We start from the raw sequence: 13,146 nt of genomic DNA on the forward strand, positions 1-13,146 counted from the left end.
TGGACGACGCGGGGGGCGACTACTCGGCCGTGAGCTACTCGGCGGTGGAGGACTCGGCGGTGGACGACTCGTCGCCGCGTGCCGGGTCAGGCTCGGACGTCGGCTCGGGTTCCGAGATCCGCTCAGACCCGGAAACCTGCTCGGGCTCGGAGGCCGGCCCAGCCTCAGCCGCCGGCGCGAGATCATCGGCGGATTCCGACGCGACGGCAGCGACGGCGGCGACAGCAGCGGCGGGCTTGGCGCGCTTCGGCTTGTCCTCACCGCGCAGCCGTTGCGAGATCACCTGGCTGATGCCGTCACCGCGCATCGACACGCCGTACAGCGCGTCGGCGATCTCCATCGTCGGCTTCTGGTGCGTGATGATCAACAGCTGCGAGTGCTCCCGCAGCTGCTCGAACAAGCCGATCAACCGGTGCAGGTTGGTGTCGTCCAGCGCCGCCTCGACCTCGTCCATGACGTAGAACGGCGACGGCCGGGCGCGGAAGATCGCGACCAGCATCGCCACCGCCGCCAGCGACTTCTCGCCACCGGACAGCAGCGACAGCCGCTTGACCTTCTTGCCGGGCGGCCGGGCTTCCAGCTCGATGCCGGTGGTCAGCATGTCGTCCGGCTCGGTCAGCACCAGCCGTCCCTCGCCGCCGGGGAACAGGACCTTGAACACGACCTCGAACTCGCGGGCCACGTCCTCGTAGGCCGACGTGAAGACCTCGAGGATCTTGTCGTCGACCTCCTTCACCACGGTCAGCAGGTCGCGCCGCGTCGCCTTGATGTCCTCCAGCTGGTTGGACAGGAACTTGTAGCGCTCCTCCAGCGCCGCGAACTCCTCCAGCGCCAACGGGTTGACCTTGCCCAGCAGCGACAGGTCCCGCTCGGCGCGCTTGGCGCGCCGCGCCTGGGTGTCCCGGTCGTACGGGATCGGCTGCGGCGGCGTCACGGCCTCGCCGCGCTCCTTCGCCGCCTCGTACTCGGCGACCTCCTGCGGCGACGGCGGGATGAACACGTCCGGGCCGTACTCGGCGACCAGGTCCTCCAGGCCGATGCCGAACTCCTCGGCGACCTTGGTCTCCAGCTGCTCGATGCGCATCCGCTGCTCGGCCCGCAGCACCTCGTCGCGGTGCACGGCGTCGGTCAGCTTCTCCAGCTCGCCGGACATCTCGCGGACCAGGCCCCGGACCTGCGCCAGGTACGTCTCGCGCTGCGCCTTGCGCTCCTGCGCGGCGTCCCGCTCGCGTGCCGCGCGGGCCAGGGACGCGCCGATCCGCTCCAGCGCGACCTCGCCGCCCCGCACCACGGCCTTCGCGACGACGGCGCCGCGGGCACGGGCGGCGTGGGCGCGCTGGGCGCGTTCGCGGGCCTCCCGCTCGGCGCGCGCGGCCCGGCGCAGTCCCTCGGCCTTGCCCTGCAACGCGCGGGCGCGCTCCTCGGCCGTGCGCAGCGACAGCCGGGCGTCGACCTCGCCTTGACGTGCGGCGGCCAGCTCGGCGGCCATCTCGTCGCGGTGGGACGTGTCCGGCTCGTCGTCGAGCGGCTGCTCCTGCGCCACCAGCAGCCGTTCTTCCAGCTCGGCGAGCTTGAGCAGGTTCTCCTCGCGGGCGGCCTCGACCTTCTCCCGCTGGGCGCGCGCCCGCTCGACCTCCGCCTCGGCCGACCGCACCGCCGCCGCGAGCCGGTTCAGCCGCTCGGACGACCGGGCGCGCCGCACCTTGGCCTCGTTCAGCTGCTCCTTCACCGCGGCGACCTCGGCCCGCCGGGCCTGCTGCTCGGCCCGCGCGCCCTCCAGGGCGGCCGCGGACTGCTCCAACGCGCGTTCGGCCAGCGCCAGCTTCTCCGACGCCTCGTCCACCGCGGCCTGGACCTCGATGACGCTCTGGCTGCGCCCGGACCCGCCGACGGCCCAGTCCGCGCCGAGCACGTCGCCGTCACGGGTCACCGCGCGCACCGAGGGGTGCTCGTCCACCAACCGCCGCGCGGTGGCCAGCGAGTCCACCACCGCGACCCGCTCCAGCGCCCGGTGCAACGCGGGCCGCAGCGGCTCCGGCGCCCCCACCACGTCCACGGCCCACCGAGCGCCCGCCGGCAACGTCGGCCAGCCGGACCGGTCGACGCTCACCGGCGCGCCGCCCACCAGCACGCCCGCCCGGCCGGTGTCCTGCTCCTTCAACAGCTCCAGCGCGGCCACCGCGTCGGCCCCGGACGCCACGGCCACCGCGTCCGCGATCGGGCCCAGCGCCGCCGCCAGCGCGATTTCCGCGCCCGGCTCCACGGTCAGCAGCGCCGCGACCGAGCCCAGCAGCCCCGGCAGCCGGGACGCCAGCAACGCGCCCGCGCCGTCCTTGCGGGTCAGGCCCAGCGACAGCGCGTCCACCCGCGCCTTCCACGACGCGATGTCGCGCTCGGCGGCCCGCTCGGCCTTGACCAGCTCCTCGACCCGGCGGCGCGCCGCGTCGTCCGCCTCCACCGCCAGCCGGTGCCGCTCGTCCAGCCCGACGTCGTCCTCGTCCTCGGTCCCGGTCACCTCACGGGCCTCGGCGAGTTCCTGCTGGACGACCTCGGACCGCTCGACCGCCTCGGCCAGCGCGATCGACATCCGCTCGATCTCCTCGGCGGTCGCGCTCGTCTTCGACCGCAGCGCCTCGACCTGGCCGGACAGCCGGGCGAGGCCCTCGCGCCGGTCGGCGATGGCCCGCACGGCGGCCAGGTGCGCCTTCTCCGCCGCGGACACCACGCGCTCCAGCTCGGCCCGCGTCTCCACGGCCTCCGCCAGCCCGACCCGCGCCTCCGTCACGCCGTCCTGGAGCTCCTGCTCCAGCATCGCGGTCTGCTCGGCCTCGGCCTCCAGCTCGTCCGGGTCACGCCCGCCGCGCGGCGCTTCCACGGCCGCCGACAGGTGCCGCTCCCGCTCCACGGCCAGCCGCACGGTGCCGCGCAGCCGCTCCTCCAGCGCCGACAGCCGGTACCACGTGTCCTGCGCCTGCTGGAGCTTCGGCGCGTCCGCCGCGACCTGGTCCTCCAGCTCGTTCTGCTGGACCTGCGCCTGTTGCAGCGACCGCTCCACCTCGGCGCGGCGGGCGCGGGCGGCGGCCTCGTCCTGCTCCTCGCGCGCCAACGCCTCGCGCTGCGTCACCAGGTCGTCGGCGAGCAGGCGCATCCGGGCGTCCCGCAGCTCGGACTGCACGACCTGGGCGCGGCGGGCGATCTCGGCCTGCTTGCCCAGCGGCTTGAGCTGGCGGCGCAGCTCGGCGGTGAGGTCGGTGAGGCGGGTCAGGTTCGCCTGCATCGCCTCCAGCTTCCGCAGCGCCTTCTCCTTGCGCTTGCGGTGCTTCAGGACGCCCGCGGCCTCCTCGACGAACGCCCGGCGCTCCTCCGGCTTCGACTCCAGGATCGCGGCGAGCTGGCCCTGGCCGACGATGACGTGCATCTCGCGGCCGATGCCGGAGTCGCTCAGCAGCTCCTGGATGTCCATCAGGCGGCACGAGTTGCCGTTGATCTCGTACTCGGTGGCGCCCTCGCGGAACATGCGGCGGGTGATCGACACCTCGACGTAGTCGATCGGCAGCGCGCCGTCGGAGTTGTCGATGGTCAGCGTCACCTCGGCGCGGCCGAGCGGCGCGCGGCCGGACGTGCCGGCGAAGATGACGTCCTCCATCTTGCCGCCGCGCAGGTCCTTCGCGCCCTGCGTGCCCATCACCCAGCGCAGCGCGTCGAGCACGTTCGACTTGCCGGACCCGTTCGGTCCGACGACGCACGTGATGCCGGGCTCGAAGCGCAGCGTGGTAGCCGAGGCGAAGGACTTGAAGCCCTTCAGCGTCAGGCTCTTGAGGTGCACGCCGGGCAGCGTACCCGTGCCCGGCGGACGCCCGGGGCAGGCGCGCTGACCAGCGGTATCACGCCGGCCGCGTCACGGCCGGACCGAGACCAGCACCTTCATGTCCACCACGACGTCGAGCCGCTCGATCTCCCCGACCGGGAACGACGTCGACCCGGGGATGCGCTCGTCCGGCGCGTGGTCGGTGCCCCACCAGCCGCCGATCTCGGCGCGGCCGGCCCGGTCGTGGACGATCAGCTTGCACCTCAGGCCCTTGGGGATGTTCTCCACGGTCATCCACAGCTCGGTGCCCCAGGACTTGCCGACGAGGTCGGCGCTGGCCACCACGCCGGACGTGCCGTCGGACGCGTGCCAGGTCACGGCGGCCGGACCGTCGTCGCGCGCCAGCCGCGGCACCAGCACGCCGGCCAGCGCGACGAGCACCGCCAGCACACCGGCGGCGACCAGCACCGGCCGGCGGCGACGGCGCGGGCGGGCGGGCGGCGGGTCGGCCTCGGGTTCGTCGCGGGGCGGCAGCGGCCACAGGTCGGGGCCGGGCCCCGGGTCGTCGAGCGAGAGCTCCAGGTCCGAGAGCTGGACCTGGCCGAGCAGGCCCGGCAGCGGCGCGAGCCGCACCATCTCGCGGCGGCAGACGGAGCAGCCGTGCAGGTGCCGCTCGAACGACGACCGCTCGGCCGGGTCGAGGGAGCCGAGCAGGTAGGCGCCGAGCGCCACGGTCCGGTCACAGCTCACGACTCGGTCACCCCCCGCTCCTCCAACGCGTCGCGCAGCGCCCGCAGGGCGTAGAAGCAGCGCGACTTGACCGTGCCCGGCGGGATGCCCAGGACCGCCGCCGCCTCGGCGACCGAACGCCTGCGGTAGTACAGCTCGACCACCACGTTGCGGTGGTCGGCGGTCAGCGCCCGCAGCGCCTCCGCGACCTGCCAGCTCTGGAGGACGTGGTCCACCTCGTCCGCGACCGGGGGGAGGTCACCGGGTTCGATGGGCACCTCCGAGTTGCGGCCGCCGCGCTTGCGGAAGCCGGAGATGACCAGGTTCCGGGCGACCGTGTAGAGCCACGGTCCGGCGTCGGCGGGCGTCAGCTCGTCGGCGTGCCGCCACGCCCGCAGCAGGGTCTCCTGGACCACGTCCTCGGCCTGCTGGTGGTCGCCGCCGACCATGCGCAGGACGTAGCCGTGCAGCGGGCCGCGCCAACGGCCGTACAGCTGCCTGACGACATCTTCGCCACGGTCCACACCGAAGTACTACGCCATCGACCGGGCCGGCGTTCAACGCTCCACGAAACCGGTCAAGCCGCCGCGGGGGTCGGACCACCGCTCCACGACCGAGTCCACCCGACCGGGGGTATCGCCGGAACGGAGCGCAGCGAGCAGATCCCGGCACGCGGATTCCGACCCTTCGGCGTTCACCTCGACCCGCCCGTCACGCAGGTTGGCCGCCGAACCGACAAGTCCCAGCTCAAGAGCCCGCGAACGCGTCCACCACCGGAAGCCCACGCCCTGCACCTGCCCCCGGACCCACGCGGTCAGCCGCACGGTCCCCTCTGCTCCAGCCACAACAGCCATCCTGTCATTTCACCCATTAGTGGTACGGTGCGCGACCGTGACTGCACGGCGCGGTAACCGATCCGTGATCGGCGGACTCGTCGGCCTGCTCCTCGGCGCGGCCGGTGCGACCGGCGTCGCCGTCGCGAACCCGGACCAGCTCGCCCCGTTCGTCGGGGAAAGCGCAGCACAGCGCGACGGTTCCGACAACGGCGGCGTCGGCGGGGTGGGCGGCCTCGGCGAGCCAGCGCGCGCCATCTCGCCGGAGGCCGTGCCGTCCCCCGCTCCGGCGCCGACGTCGTCCGAGACCACCACCACCACCACCACGACGACGACCACCGAGACGACCACGACCACCACGACGGTTCCGACGACCACGACGACGGCGGAGACGACGGCCGCGCCCACCACGACCACGACCCCTGCCCGGTCGTCGGAGGCGGACCAGGTCGTGGCCCTGGTGAACGAGGCCCGCGACCTCGCCGGCTGCGGCCCGCTGAAGGTGGACGACCGGGTGGTCGCCGCCGCGCGGGCCCACAGCGCCGACATGGCCGAGCGCGACTACTTCTCGCACACGACGCCCGAGGGCGTCGGCTTCGCGCAGCGGATGCGCGAAGCCGGCTACCCGAGCCCCGGCGGGGAGAACATCGCCAAGGGGCAGCGGTCGGCGGACCAGGTCATGCGGGCCTGGATGAACTCCGACGGGCACCGGCGCAACATCCTGAACTGCGGGTTCACCACCATCGGCGTGGGTCTGGACACCCGCGGCTGGTACTGGACCCAGAACTTCGGCTGGTAGAGACGTCAAGCAGACCTTGGGAGAACCGTTGTACGAGACCCCGGAGCCCGAGCGCGCCCGTCCGCGCGTGTCGCCCCACGTGCTGCTGGCCGCGTCCGGGATCGCCGTGTCGACGATCTTCGCCACCATCGCGTCGTTCGCCGGCGCGACCCCCGACGCCTCCCCCGCCAACCCGGTGCCGCGCGAGGACGTCGTGTCCCGCAGCACGCTGACCACGGTCCCGAGCACGTCGTCGTCGTCCGCGCCGGTGAGCCTGACGTCCAGCACCGCGTTGACCACGACGACCACCACGACGTCCGCCGCGGCGCCCACCACGACCACGCCGCCGCGCCGCCGCGTGACCACGGTGACCAAGCCGGACGGCACCACCACGACCACCACGGTGGACGACCCGCAGCCGGGCCCGGCGCCCACGACGGCGCAGCCCACGACGTCGACGTCGACCCCCACGCCCGACCCGGACCCGACCACCACGGTCGACCCGCCCAGCTCCACCACGCCCAGCTCGACCACGCCGTAACGAGGTCGCCCGCGAGGGGTGACGGTCCTCCACACCATCGGGTGGAGGACCGCTCGAACGGTGAAGACCGGTGGGGTGACCCGCCGATACCTCGAACACTGACCATCCGTCCGGGTCCCCCACAGGGAGATGGTGTGTTCGACCAAGATCGTCAAGCGTCACCCCGGAAGAAGTTCTCCTCGGTCGTGATGCTCGCCGCGGGCGGCGCCGCCGTCGCCACGGTGGTCGCCACGCTCGCGTCCGTGCTGGCCGCGGGTGAGCGGGCGTCGGACTCCGGTCCGCCCGAGCCGAAGGCCGAGGTGAGGGCGACGGTCGGCACGTCGGTGAGCGCCGGCCCGGACGGCCGCCCGGTCACGGTGGTGGTCACGGTGTCCACCCGCGTGGGCACGACGCCGGGCCGTGACGCGGCCGGGGCCAAGCCGGAGGAGCAGCGCCGGATCGACCAGCCGCCGCCCGAGCAGCCGCCCGAGCCGACCGCGGCGACGTCGTCCCGGCCGCAGTTCACCAGGCCGTCGAGCAACCCGCCGACGTCCTACCTCCCGCCGACGACGACGTCCTCCTCCACGTCCACGACGGTCGCACCCACCACCACGACCACCACGACCACGCCCTGACGGCTACCAGACGTCGCCGTCGCGCCAGTCGCAGGTGAGGTCGCCCGCCGGGTCGAGCGTCGCCACCGGCAGGACGAACACCCCGTCGTCCTCCTCCTCGGTGCGCTCGACCCCGCCGGGCGTCAGCGCGAACGTCCGGCCGCGCCACCGCTGCCAGCCGCGGGCCGCGTAGAACTCCAGGGCGTCCTCGGACGCGCTGAGCGCGCCCAGGTCGTACGCGCCGCGCACGACGTCCTCCAGGGCCGCCATCACGACTCCGCCGACGCCTCGGCGACGTCGGTCCGCCCGCACGGCGACGCCCTCCACGTACCCGGCCCGCAGCGCCCGGCCGCCGTGGAGCAGGCGGCGCTGCACGACCGCGCCGTGGCCGACCAGCTCGTCACCGTCGTGCACGAGGGCGTGCACCCCGCCGAGGGCGTGCTCCCAGTCCTCCTCGCCGAAGTCCCCGTCGAACGCCTCGTCCAGCAGCTCCCGGACCGCGGCGAGCGCCGCTCCGGACAACTGCCAGGTGTGGACCACCGATACCCGTGACACGGTTCACACCCTAGGCCCGTCACGATCACGCGCCCCACCTCGCTCCACCCCTGACGAGAGGACGGGGACATGGCAGAGCACATCGTGGTGGTCGGCGCCGGGTACGCGGGCCTGGCGGCGGCCAAGCTGACGGCGAGGTGGACCGGCGCCCGGGTCACCCTGGTCAACGCGCGGGACCGGTTCGTGGAGCGGGTGCGGCTGCACCAGCTCGCGACCGGGCAGCCGTTGCGCGACCTGCCGCTCGCGGACCTGGTCGCGGGCACCGGCGTCGAGCTGGTGGTGGACCGGGTGACCGGCATCGACGTCGGAACCCGCAAGGTCCAGCTCACCGGCGGGGCGCTGACCTACGACCGGCTGATCTACGCGCTGGGCAGCCACGCGGACGTCACGGGCGTGCCGGGCGCGGCCGAGCACGCCCACTCGGTGTCCACGCAGGAGGACGCGGAGGAGCTGGCGAAGGCGCTCGCGAACGCCCGCACGGTCGCCGTGACCGGCGGTGGGCTGACCGGCGTCGAGGCCGCCACCGAGCTGGCCGAGGCGCGTCCGGACCTCACCGTGCTGCTGGTGACCGGCGGCGGGTTCGGCGAGGCGCTGTCGGACAAGGGCAGGCGGCACCTGCGCCGGGTGTTCGACCGGCTCGGCATCCGGGTGCGCGACCACGCCGACGTCACCGAGGTCCGCGCCGACGGCCTGGTGCTCGCCACCGGCGAGGTGGTCGCCGCCGACACCGTCGTGTGGACGGCGGGCTTCCGGGTGCCCGACCTGGCGGCCGAGGCGGGGCTCGCGGTGGACGCCCGCGGCCGGGTGCTGGTCGACCACACCGCGACGTCGGTGTCGCACCCCGACGTCATGGCCGTCGGCGACGCCGCCGTGGTCAAGCGGCGCGACGGCCTGGAACTGCGGATGGCGTGCGCGACGAGCCTGCCGACGACCCAGCAGGCCGTGCGCGGCCTGGCCAGGCGGCTGAACGGCCGGGAGCCCGTCCCGCTGGACTTCCGGTACCACATCCAGTGCATCAGCCTGGGCCGCCGGGACGGGCTGATCCAGTTCGTGGACGCCGACGACAACCCCAAGGAGCGCGTCCTCACCGGTCGGCTGGCGGCACGGGTCAAGGAGCTGGTGGTGCGCGGCACCGTCATGTTCGAGCGGCGGCCCACGCTGCCCGCCGGCTGAGCGTCAGCGGGCGGCCAGGGCCGACTCGACCAGCGCCGTCACGGTCCGCGCGAGGTCGGCCGACCGCGCCGCGGGGAGTTGCCCGGCGAGCAGGAGCGAGCACAGGCCGTGCAGGACGCACGCCACCAGGACGGTCGCGTCGTGCCCGGCCGGCTCGCCGGACCCGCGAGCCGCGGCGACGGCCGGTGCGAGCACCCGCTGCCCGGCCGCCGCGAGTTCCGACGTCCCGCTGTCGAACATCAGCCGGTACAGCGCCGGGTTCGCCACCGCGAAGCCCACGTAGGCCTGCGCCACCCCGTGCAGGCGGTCGCCCGCCGCCGACACCGCCGCGCCGAGTTCGTCGAATCCCAGCACCGCCACGGCCGCGACCAGCTCGGCGTCGTCCGCGAAGTGGCGGCGGGCGGCGGCGTGGGACACCCCGGCCGACGCGGCGGCCTCCCGCACGGTCAGGCCCGAGACGCCCTCGGCCGCCACCAGCGCACGGGCGGCCGTCACCACGGCGGAACGCAGTTCGCCCCGCTCGTAAGGCCTACGGGGCACCGTGGCCACGGGCAACCCCCTCTCCGCGCGGCCCCGCTTAGGGCTCGAACCGGTAGCCCATCCCCGGCTCGGTCACCAGGTGCCGGGGCCGCGCCGGCTCGGGCTCCAGCTTGCGCCGCAACTGGGCCAGGTACACCCGCAGGTAGTGGGTCTCCTTGGCGTACGCCGGGCCCCACACCTCCTGGAGCAACTGCTTCTGCGCCACCAGCCGACCCCGGTTGCGGGCCAGGAGCTCCAGCACGCCCCACTCGGTGGGCGTCAGGTGCACCTCGGCGCCGTCCCGGCGCACCTTCTTCGCGGCCAGGTCCACGGTGAACGACGCCGTCTCCACGACCGCGTCCCCGCCCTCGACGACCGCCGAGCGCCGCACCGCCGCCCGCAGCCGGGCCAGCAGCTCGTCCATCCCGAACGGCTTGGTCACGTAGTCGTCGGCGCCGGCGTCCAGCGCCTCCACCTTGTCCGCCGAGTCCACCCGCGCGGACAGCACGATGATCGGCACGGTCGTCCAGCCGCGCAGGCCCGCGATCACCTCGGTCCCGTCCACGTCGGGGAGGCCGAGGTCGAGCACCACCACGTCGGGCTTGCCGTCGGCGGCGGCCTTGAGCGCGGCCTTGCCGTCGTGAGCGGTCAGCACGGCGTAACCCCGGGCGGACAGGTTGATCCGCAACGCCCGCACGATCTGCGGCTCGTCGTCGACCACCAGCACCTTTGTCACGCTGCGACACTACGCCCGGGGCCTCGGGCGACGTCCCGCGCGACTACGTGCGGCCAAGTTCCTGACGCGCCCTTGATGGCGTCCCGACCACCTTTTATGCCGTTCTGACGGACTCCTCTCCGCATCGGTGCGGAAAGGGTGAGTACATCCGGGTGCGAATGAATCCGTTTACTGGACAGCTGTACTTCGAAAGTGCGAATGTCCTGTCCGAATTCGGCCACATGCTCACTCACGGTGAGCCGCGAGGAGGGTCTTGATGACCACTAGTGTGACTAATCAGGATGCGTTACAACTCGTGGTCGCCGTGCACCGGCTGATCCGCAGCCTGCGCCAGTCCGCGTCCGTGCGCCGGCTCCAGCCGACCCAGCTGCTGGTCCTCGCGGAGCTGGCGTCGCAGGGACCGATGCGGATCGGCGAGATCGCGGTGCGGGCGCTGTGCTCGCAGCCCACGGCGACCACGGTGGTGACCGGCCTGGAGTCGAGCGGCCTGGTGCGCCGCGAGTCCGACCCGGCCGACGGGCGGGCCACGATCGTCGAGCTGACCGGGCTCGGCCGGGACACCATCGTGTCCCTGGCGCACGGCGAGGCCGAGATGTTGTCCGAGCGGCTGTCCCGGCTCTCCCCCGAGGACCGCGACACGCTGAAGTCCGTCACGCCGCTGCTGCGCAGGCTCGCCGATCCCGCCCCGGCGCAGCCCGCCGCCCGGTCCGCCTCGGTGCAGGCCGCCCCGGTGCGGGCGACGCGGTGATCAGACCCGCGGCCGGGGCTGGCAGCGCGGGCACGAGTACGACGACCGGTTCATGAACGGCTCCCGCCGGATCGGCGCGCCGCACCGCCGGCACGGCTCGCCCTCCCGCCCGTACACGGCCAGGGACCGGTCGAAGTAGCCCGACTGGCCGTTCACGTTGACGTAGAGCGCGTCGAACGACGTGCCGCCCTCGCCCAGCGCCTCGTACATCACCTGCGTGGCGTGCGCGAGCAACTCGGCGGCCTTCGGCCTGGTCAGCCGGTCCGCCGGGCGCAGGCCGTGCAGCTTGGCCCGCCACAGCGCCTCGTCGGCGTAGATGTTCCCGACGCCCGACACGAGGGTCTGGTCGAGAAGCGCGCGCTTCACCCCGGTCCGGCGCCTCCGCAGCGCGGCGACCGCGGCGCCCGGGTCGAACGCCGGGTCCATCGGGTCGCGCGCGATGTGCGCCATCGGCAGCGGCACCCGGACGCCGTCGACCTCGACGAGGTCCGCCAACGCCACGCCGCCGAACGTGCGCTGGTCCACGAACCGCAGCTCGGGGCCGTCGTCGGCGAACCGGACCCGCACCCGCAGGTGCTTCTCGTCCGGCGTGCCGACGGGCTGGACCAGCATCTGGCCGCTCATGCCGAGGTGCGCGAGCACGGCCTCGCCGCCGGACAGGTCGATCCACAGGTACTTGCCGCGCCGCCGCACGGCGTCGAGCCGCTGACCGACCAGGCGCACGGCGAAATCCGCCGCACCGGGCAGGTGGCGGCGGATCGCTCGTGGGTGGAGGACGTCGACAGCGGCGACGGTCCTGCCGGCCACGTGCTCGTGCAGACCTCGGCGGACTACTTCTACCTCGGGCAGCTCGGGCACGGGCGGTCGATCAGTCCTCGGACTCGCGCTCGGCGGCCTCGGCCTCGGCGCGCTCGAGCTCTTCGAGCATCTCGTACGCGGCGGCCTGCGGCTTGGTCGGCTTGAGCATCCAACCGCCCGCCTGGGCGGTGTCGCGCACGAGGACCAGGCCCTGGATGCCGCCGTTGCGGCTGGCGTTCAGCGGGCGGGAAGGACGCGCGTGGCGCGCGCGTCGGTTCGTCCGGACGTTCGTGGCATACATTTCGGCGTCAGTCTTCCTGAGTAGGTGAAGCCTGAGGTGAAGCCTGCGTGGTCGCCGAGTCGCGGTGGCCGTTCCCGGACGCGCCGGTCTCCTGCTCGGCGCGAACCCGTTCGTGCAACACGCGGTAGGCGGCCTCGGCCGCCTTCTGCTCGGCTTCTTTCTTCGTGCGGCCGTCGCCGGTGCCGTAGGCCTGACCACCGACGAGCACCGTGGCGGTGAACTCCTTGCGGTGGTCCGGTCCCTGGTCGTCCACCCGGTACTCGGGGACGCCGAGACCGGCCGAGGCGGTCAGCTCCTGGAGACTGGTCTTCCAGTCCAGCCCGGCGCCCCGGAGTGGCGCTTCCGCCAGCAACGGGTCGAACAGGTGGTGAACCAGTTGACGCGCGGTTTCGATGCCGAACTGCAGGTACACCGCGCCGATGACGGCTTCGAGGCCGTCAGCGAGGATGCTCGCCTTGTCCCTGCCACCGGTCAGCTCCTCGCCGCGACCGAGCAGCAGGTGCCCGCCCAGCCCGTCGTCGCCGAGGCCGCGGGCCACGCCCGCGAGGGCGTGCATGTTCACGACGCTCGCGCGGAGCTTGGCGAGCTGCCCCTCGGGCAGGTCGGGGTGCGTGCGGTACAGGTGATCTGTGACCACGAGGCCGAGCACCGCGTCGCCGAGGAACTCCAGTCGCTCGTTCGGCGGCAGGCCGCCGTTCTCGTACGCGTACGACCGGTGTGTGAGCGCGAGCGTCAGCAGCTCGGCGTCCAAGGGGACGCCGAGCGCTTCGATCAACGGGGCGCGGTCGGCGGACCGACCGCGCGACGACCTACCCCCCACGATTCGCCGCTACCTTCGCCAGAGGGGAGATCAGGCCGGCTGGACGACCTGGCGGCCGTCGTACTGGCCACAGGCCGGGCAGGCGACGTGCTGCGGCTTCGGCTGGCGGCAGGCCTTGTTCTGGCAGGCCACCAGGTGCACGGCAGCGGTCTTCCACTGAGCGCGGCGCGAGCGCGTGTTCGAGCGCGACATCTTCCGCTTCGGGACGGCCACG

16 protein-coding genes are annotated in these 13,146 nt (G+C 73.7%); 5 read left to right on the forward strand and 11 right to left on the reverse strand.

Features of this window, described 5'->3' with window-relative positions:
* Window positions 1-34: 34 nt before the first annotated feature.
* From smc to ACRAKH_RS28060, 4 genes are all read right to left on the reverse strand, one after another.
* Entirely contained in the window at window positions 35-3,826 is a 3,792-nt protein-coding gene (gene smc, locus ACRAKH_RS28045) for a chromosome segregation protein SMC (protein WP_447009396.1), read from the reverse strand.
* A 72-nt stretch (window positions 3,827-3,898) separates the two neighbouring features.
* Window positions 3,899-4,558: a zf-HC2 domain-containing protein gene (locus ACRAKH_RS28050; RefSeq protein WP_447009397.1), complete on the reverse strand. Its 660-nt coding sequence runs from the start codon at window positions 4,556-4,558 to the stop codon at window positions 3,899-3,901.
* A complete protein-coding gene (locus ACRAKH_RS28055; protein WP_380724776.1) occupies window positions 4,555-5,061 on the reverse strand; it encodes a sigma-70 family RNA polymerase sigma factor in 507 nt (168 codons plus the stop codon). The genes ACRAKH_RS28050 and ACRAKH_RS28055 overlap by 4 nt, the downstream gene beginning before the upstream one ends.
* Before the next feature lie 33 nt (window positions 5,062-5,094).
* Entirely contained in the window at window positions 5,095-5,391 is a 297-nt protein-coding gene (locus ACRAKH_RS28060; RefSeq protein ID WP_380724777.1) for an acylphosphatase, read from the reverse strand.
* Window positions 5,392-5,455: 64 nt separating this feature from the next.
* Here ACRAKH_RS28060 and ACRAKH_RS28065 point away from each other — a divergent pair, with 64 nt between their 5' ends.
* The 3 genes from ACRAKH_RS28065 (at window position 5,456) to ACRAKH_RS28075 (ending at window position 7,303) form a co-directional block, all read left to right on the forward strand.
* Window positions 5,456-6,169, forward strand: coding sequence for a CAP domain-containing protein (locus ACRAKH_RS28065; protein WP_380724778.1), 714 nt, complete (start codon window positions 5,456-5,458; stop codon window positions 6,167-6,169).
* Between the two features lie 28 nt (window positions 6,170-6,197).
* Window positions 6,198-6,689: a hypothetical protein gene (locus tag ACRAKH_RS28070; protein WP_380724779.1), complete on the forward strand. Its 492-nt coding sequence runs from the start codon at window positions 6,198-6,200 to the stop codon at window positions 6,687-6,689.
* Window positions 6,690-6,823: 134 nt separating this feature from the next.
* Window positions 6,824-7,303 (forward strand): hypothetical protein, encoded by a 480-nt coding sequence (locus tag ACRAKH_RS28075; protein ID WP_380724780.1) that lies wholly within the window; start codon window positions 6,824-6,826, stop codon window positions 7,301-7,303.
* Window positions 7,304-7,306: 3 nt separating this feature from the next.
* On the opposite strand, the gene ACRAKH_RS28080 is transcribed toward ACRAKH_RS28075, so the two are convergent.
* Window positions 7,307-7,837: a GNAT family N-acetyltransferase gene (locus tag ACRAKH_RS28080; RefSeq protein ID WP_380724781.1), complete on the reverse strand. Its 531-nt coding sequence runs from the start codon at window positions 7,835-7,837 to the stop codon at window positions 7,307-7,309.
* 69 nt (window positions 7,838-7,906) lie between these two features.
* Between ACRAKH_RS28080 and ACRAKH_RS28085 the strand changes: the two genes are divergently transcribed.
* The gene (locus ACRAKH_RS28085; RefSeq protein WP_380724782.1) at window positions 7,907-9,010 is read left to right on the forward strand and encodes an NAD(P)/FAD-dependent oxidoreductase; all 1,104 of its coding nucleotides are present in this window, start codon (window positions 7,907-7,909) and stop codon (window positions 9,008-9,010) included.
* Window positions 9,011-9,013: 3 nt separating this feature from the next.
* Here ACRAKH_RS28085 and ACRAKH_RS28090 read toward each other — a convergent pair whose 3' ends face one another.
* A complete protein-coding gene (locus ACRAKH_RS28090) occupies window positions 9,014-9,550 on the reverse strand; it encodes a TetR/AcrR family transcriptional regulator (RefSeq protein WP_380724783.1) in 537 nt (178 codons plus the stop codon).
* 37 nt (window positions 9,551-9,587) lie between these two features.
* Complete coding sequence (locus ACRAKH_RS28095) at window positions 9,588-10,265, reverse strand: response regulator (RefSeq protein ID WP_380724784.1); 678 nt, start codon at window positions 10,263-10,265, stop codon at window positions 9,588-9,590.
* Between the two features lie 256 nt (window positions 10,266-10,521).
* On the opposite strand from ACRAKH_RS28095, the gene ACRAKH_RS28100 reads away from it, so the two are divergent.
* Window positions 10,522-11,013: a MarR family winged helix-turn-helix transcriptional regulator gene (locus ACRAKH_RS28100; RefSeq protein WP_380724785.1), complete on the forward strand. Its 492-nt coding sequence runs from the start codon at window positions 10,522-10,524 to the stop codon at window positions 11,011-11,013.
* Here the strand turns inward: ACRAKH_RS28100 and mutM are convergent, their stop codons facing one another.
* Genes mutM through rpmF form a run of 4 tightly spaced genes read right to left on the reverse strand, consistent with a single transcriptional unit; the run spans window position 11,014 to window position 13,145 of the window.
* Window positions 11,014-11,871 (reverse strand): bifunctional DNA-formamidopyrimidine glycosylase/DNA-(apurinic or apyrimidinic site) lyase, encoded by an 858-nt coding sequence (mutM, locus tag ACRAKH_RS28105; RefSeq protein ID WP_380724786.1) that lies wholly within the window; start codon window positions 11,869-11,871, stop codon window positions 11,014-11,016.
* Window positions 11,872-11,881: 10 nt separating this feature from the next.
* Entirely contained in the window at window positions 11,882-12,112 is a 231-nt protein-coding gene (locus ACRAKH_RS28110; RefSeq protein ID WP_380724787.1) for a hypothetical protein, read from the reverse strand.
* Between the two features lie 7 nt (window positions 12,113-12,119).
* Entirely contained in the window at window positions 12,120-12,932 is an 813-nt protein-coding gene (gene rnc, locus ACRAKH_RS28115; RefSeq protein WP_380724788.1) for a ribonuclease III, read from the reverse strand.
* 30 nt (window positions 12,933-12,962) lie between these two features.
* A complete protein-coding gene (gene rpmF / locus ACRAKH_RS28120; protein WP_073896635.1) occupies window positions 12,963-13,145 on the reverse strand; it encodes a 50S ribosomal protein L32 in 183 nt (60 codons plus the stop codon).
* Window position 13,146: the final 1 nt, after the last annotated feature.

The sequence above is a fragment of the Saccharothrix hoggarensis genome, from assembly GCF_052936025.1.

What these genes read in the sequence shown, in the direction of transcription:
- ACRAKH_RS28060 (WP_380724777.1), bottom strand. Translation starts at nt 5,391, where the DNA reads ATGGCTGTTGTGGCTGGAGCAGAGGGGACCGTGCGGCTGACCGCGTGG.
- ACRAKH_RS28085 (WP_380724782.1), top strand. Translation starts at nt 7,907, where the DNA reads ATGGCAGAGCACATCGTGGTGGTCGGCGCCGGGTACGCGGGCCTGGCG.
- ACRAKH_RS28100 (WP_380724785.1), top strand. Translation starts at nt 10,522, where the DNA reads ATGACCACTAGTGTGACTAATCAGGATGCGTTACAACTCGTGGTCGCC.
- ACRAKH_RS28110 (WP_380724787.1), bottom strand. Translation starts at nt 12,112, where the DNA reads ATGTATGCCACGAACGTCCGGACGAACCGACGCGCGCGCCACGCGCGT.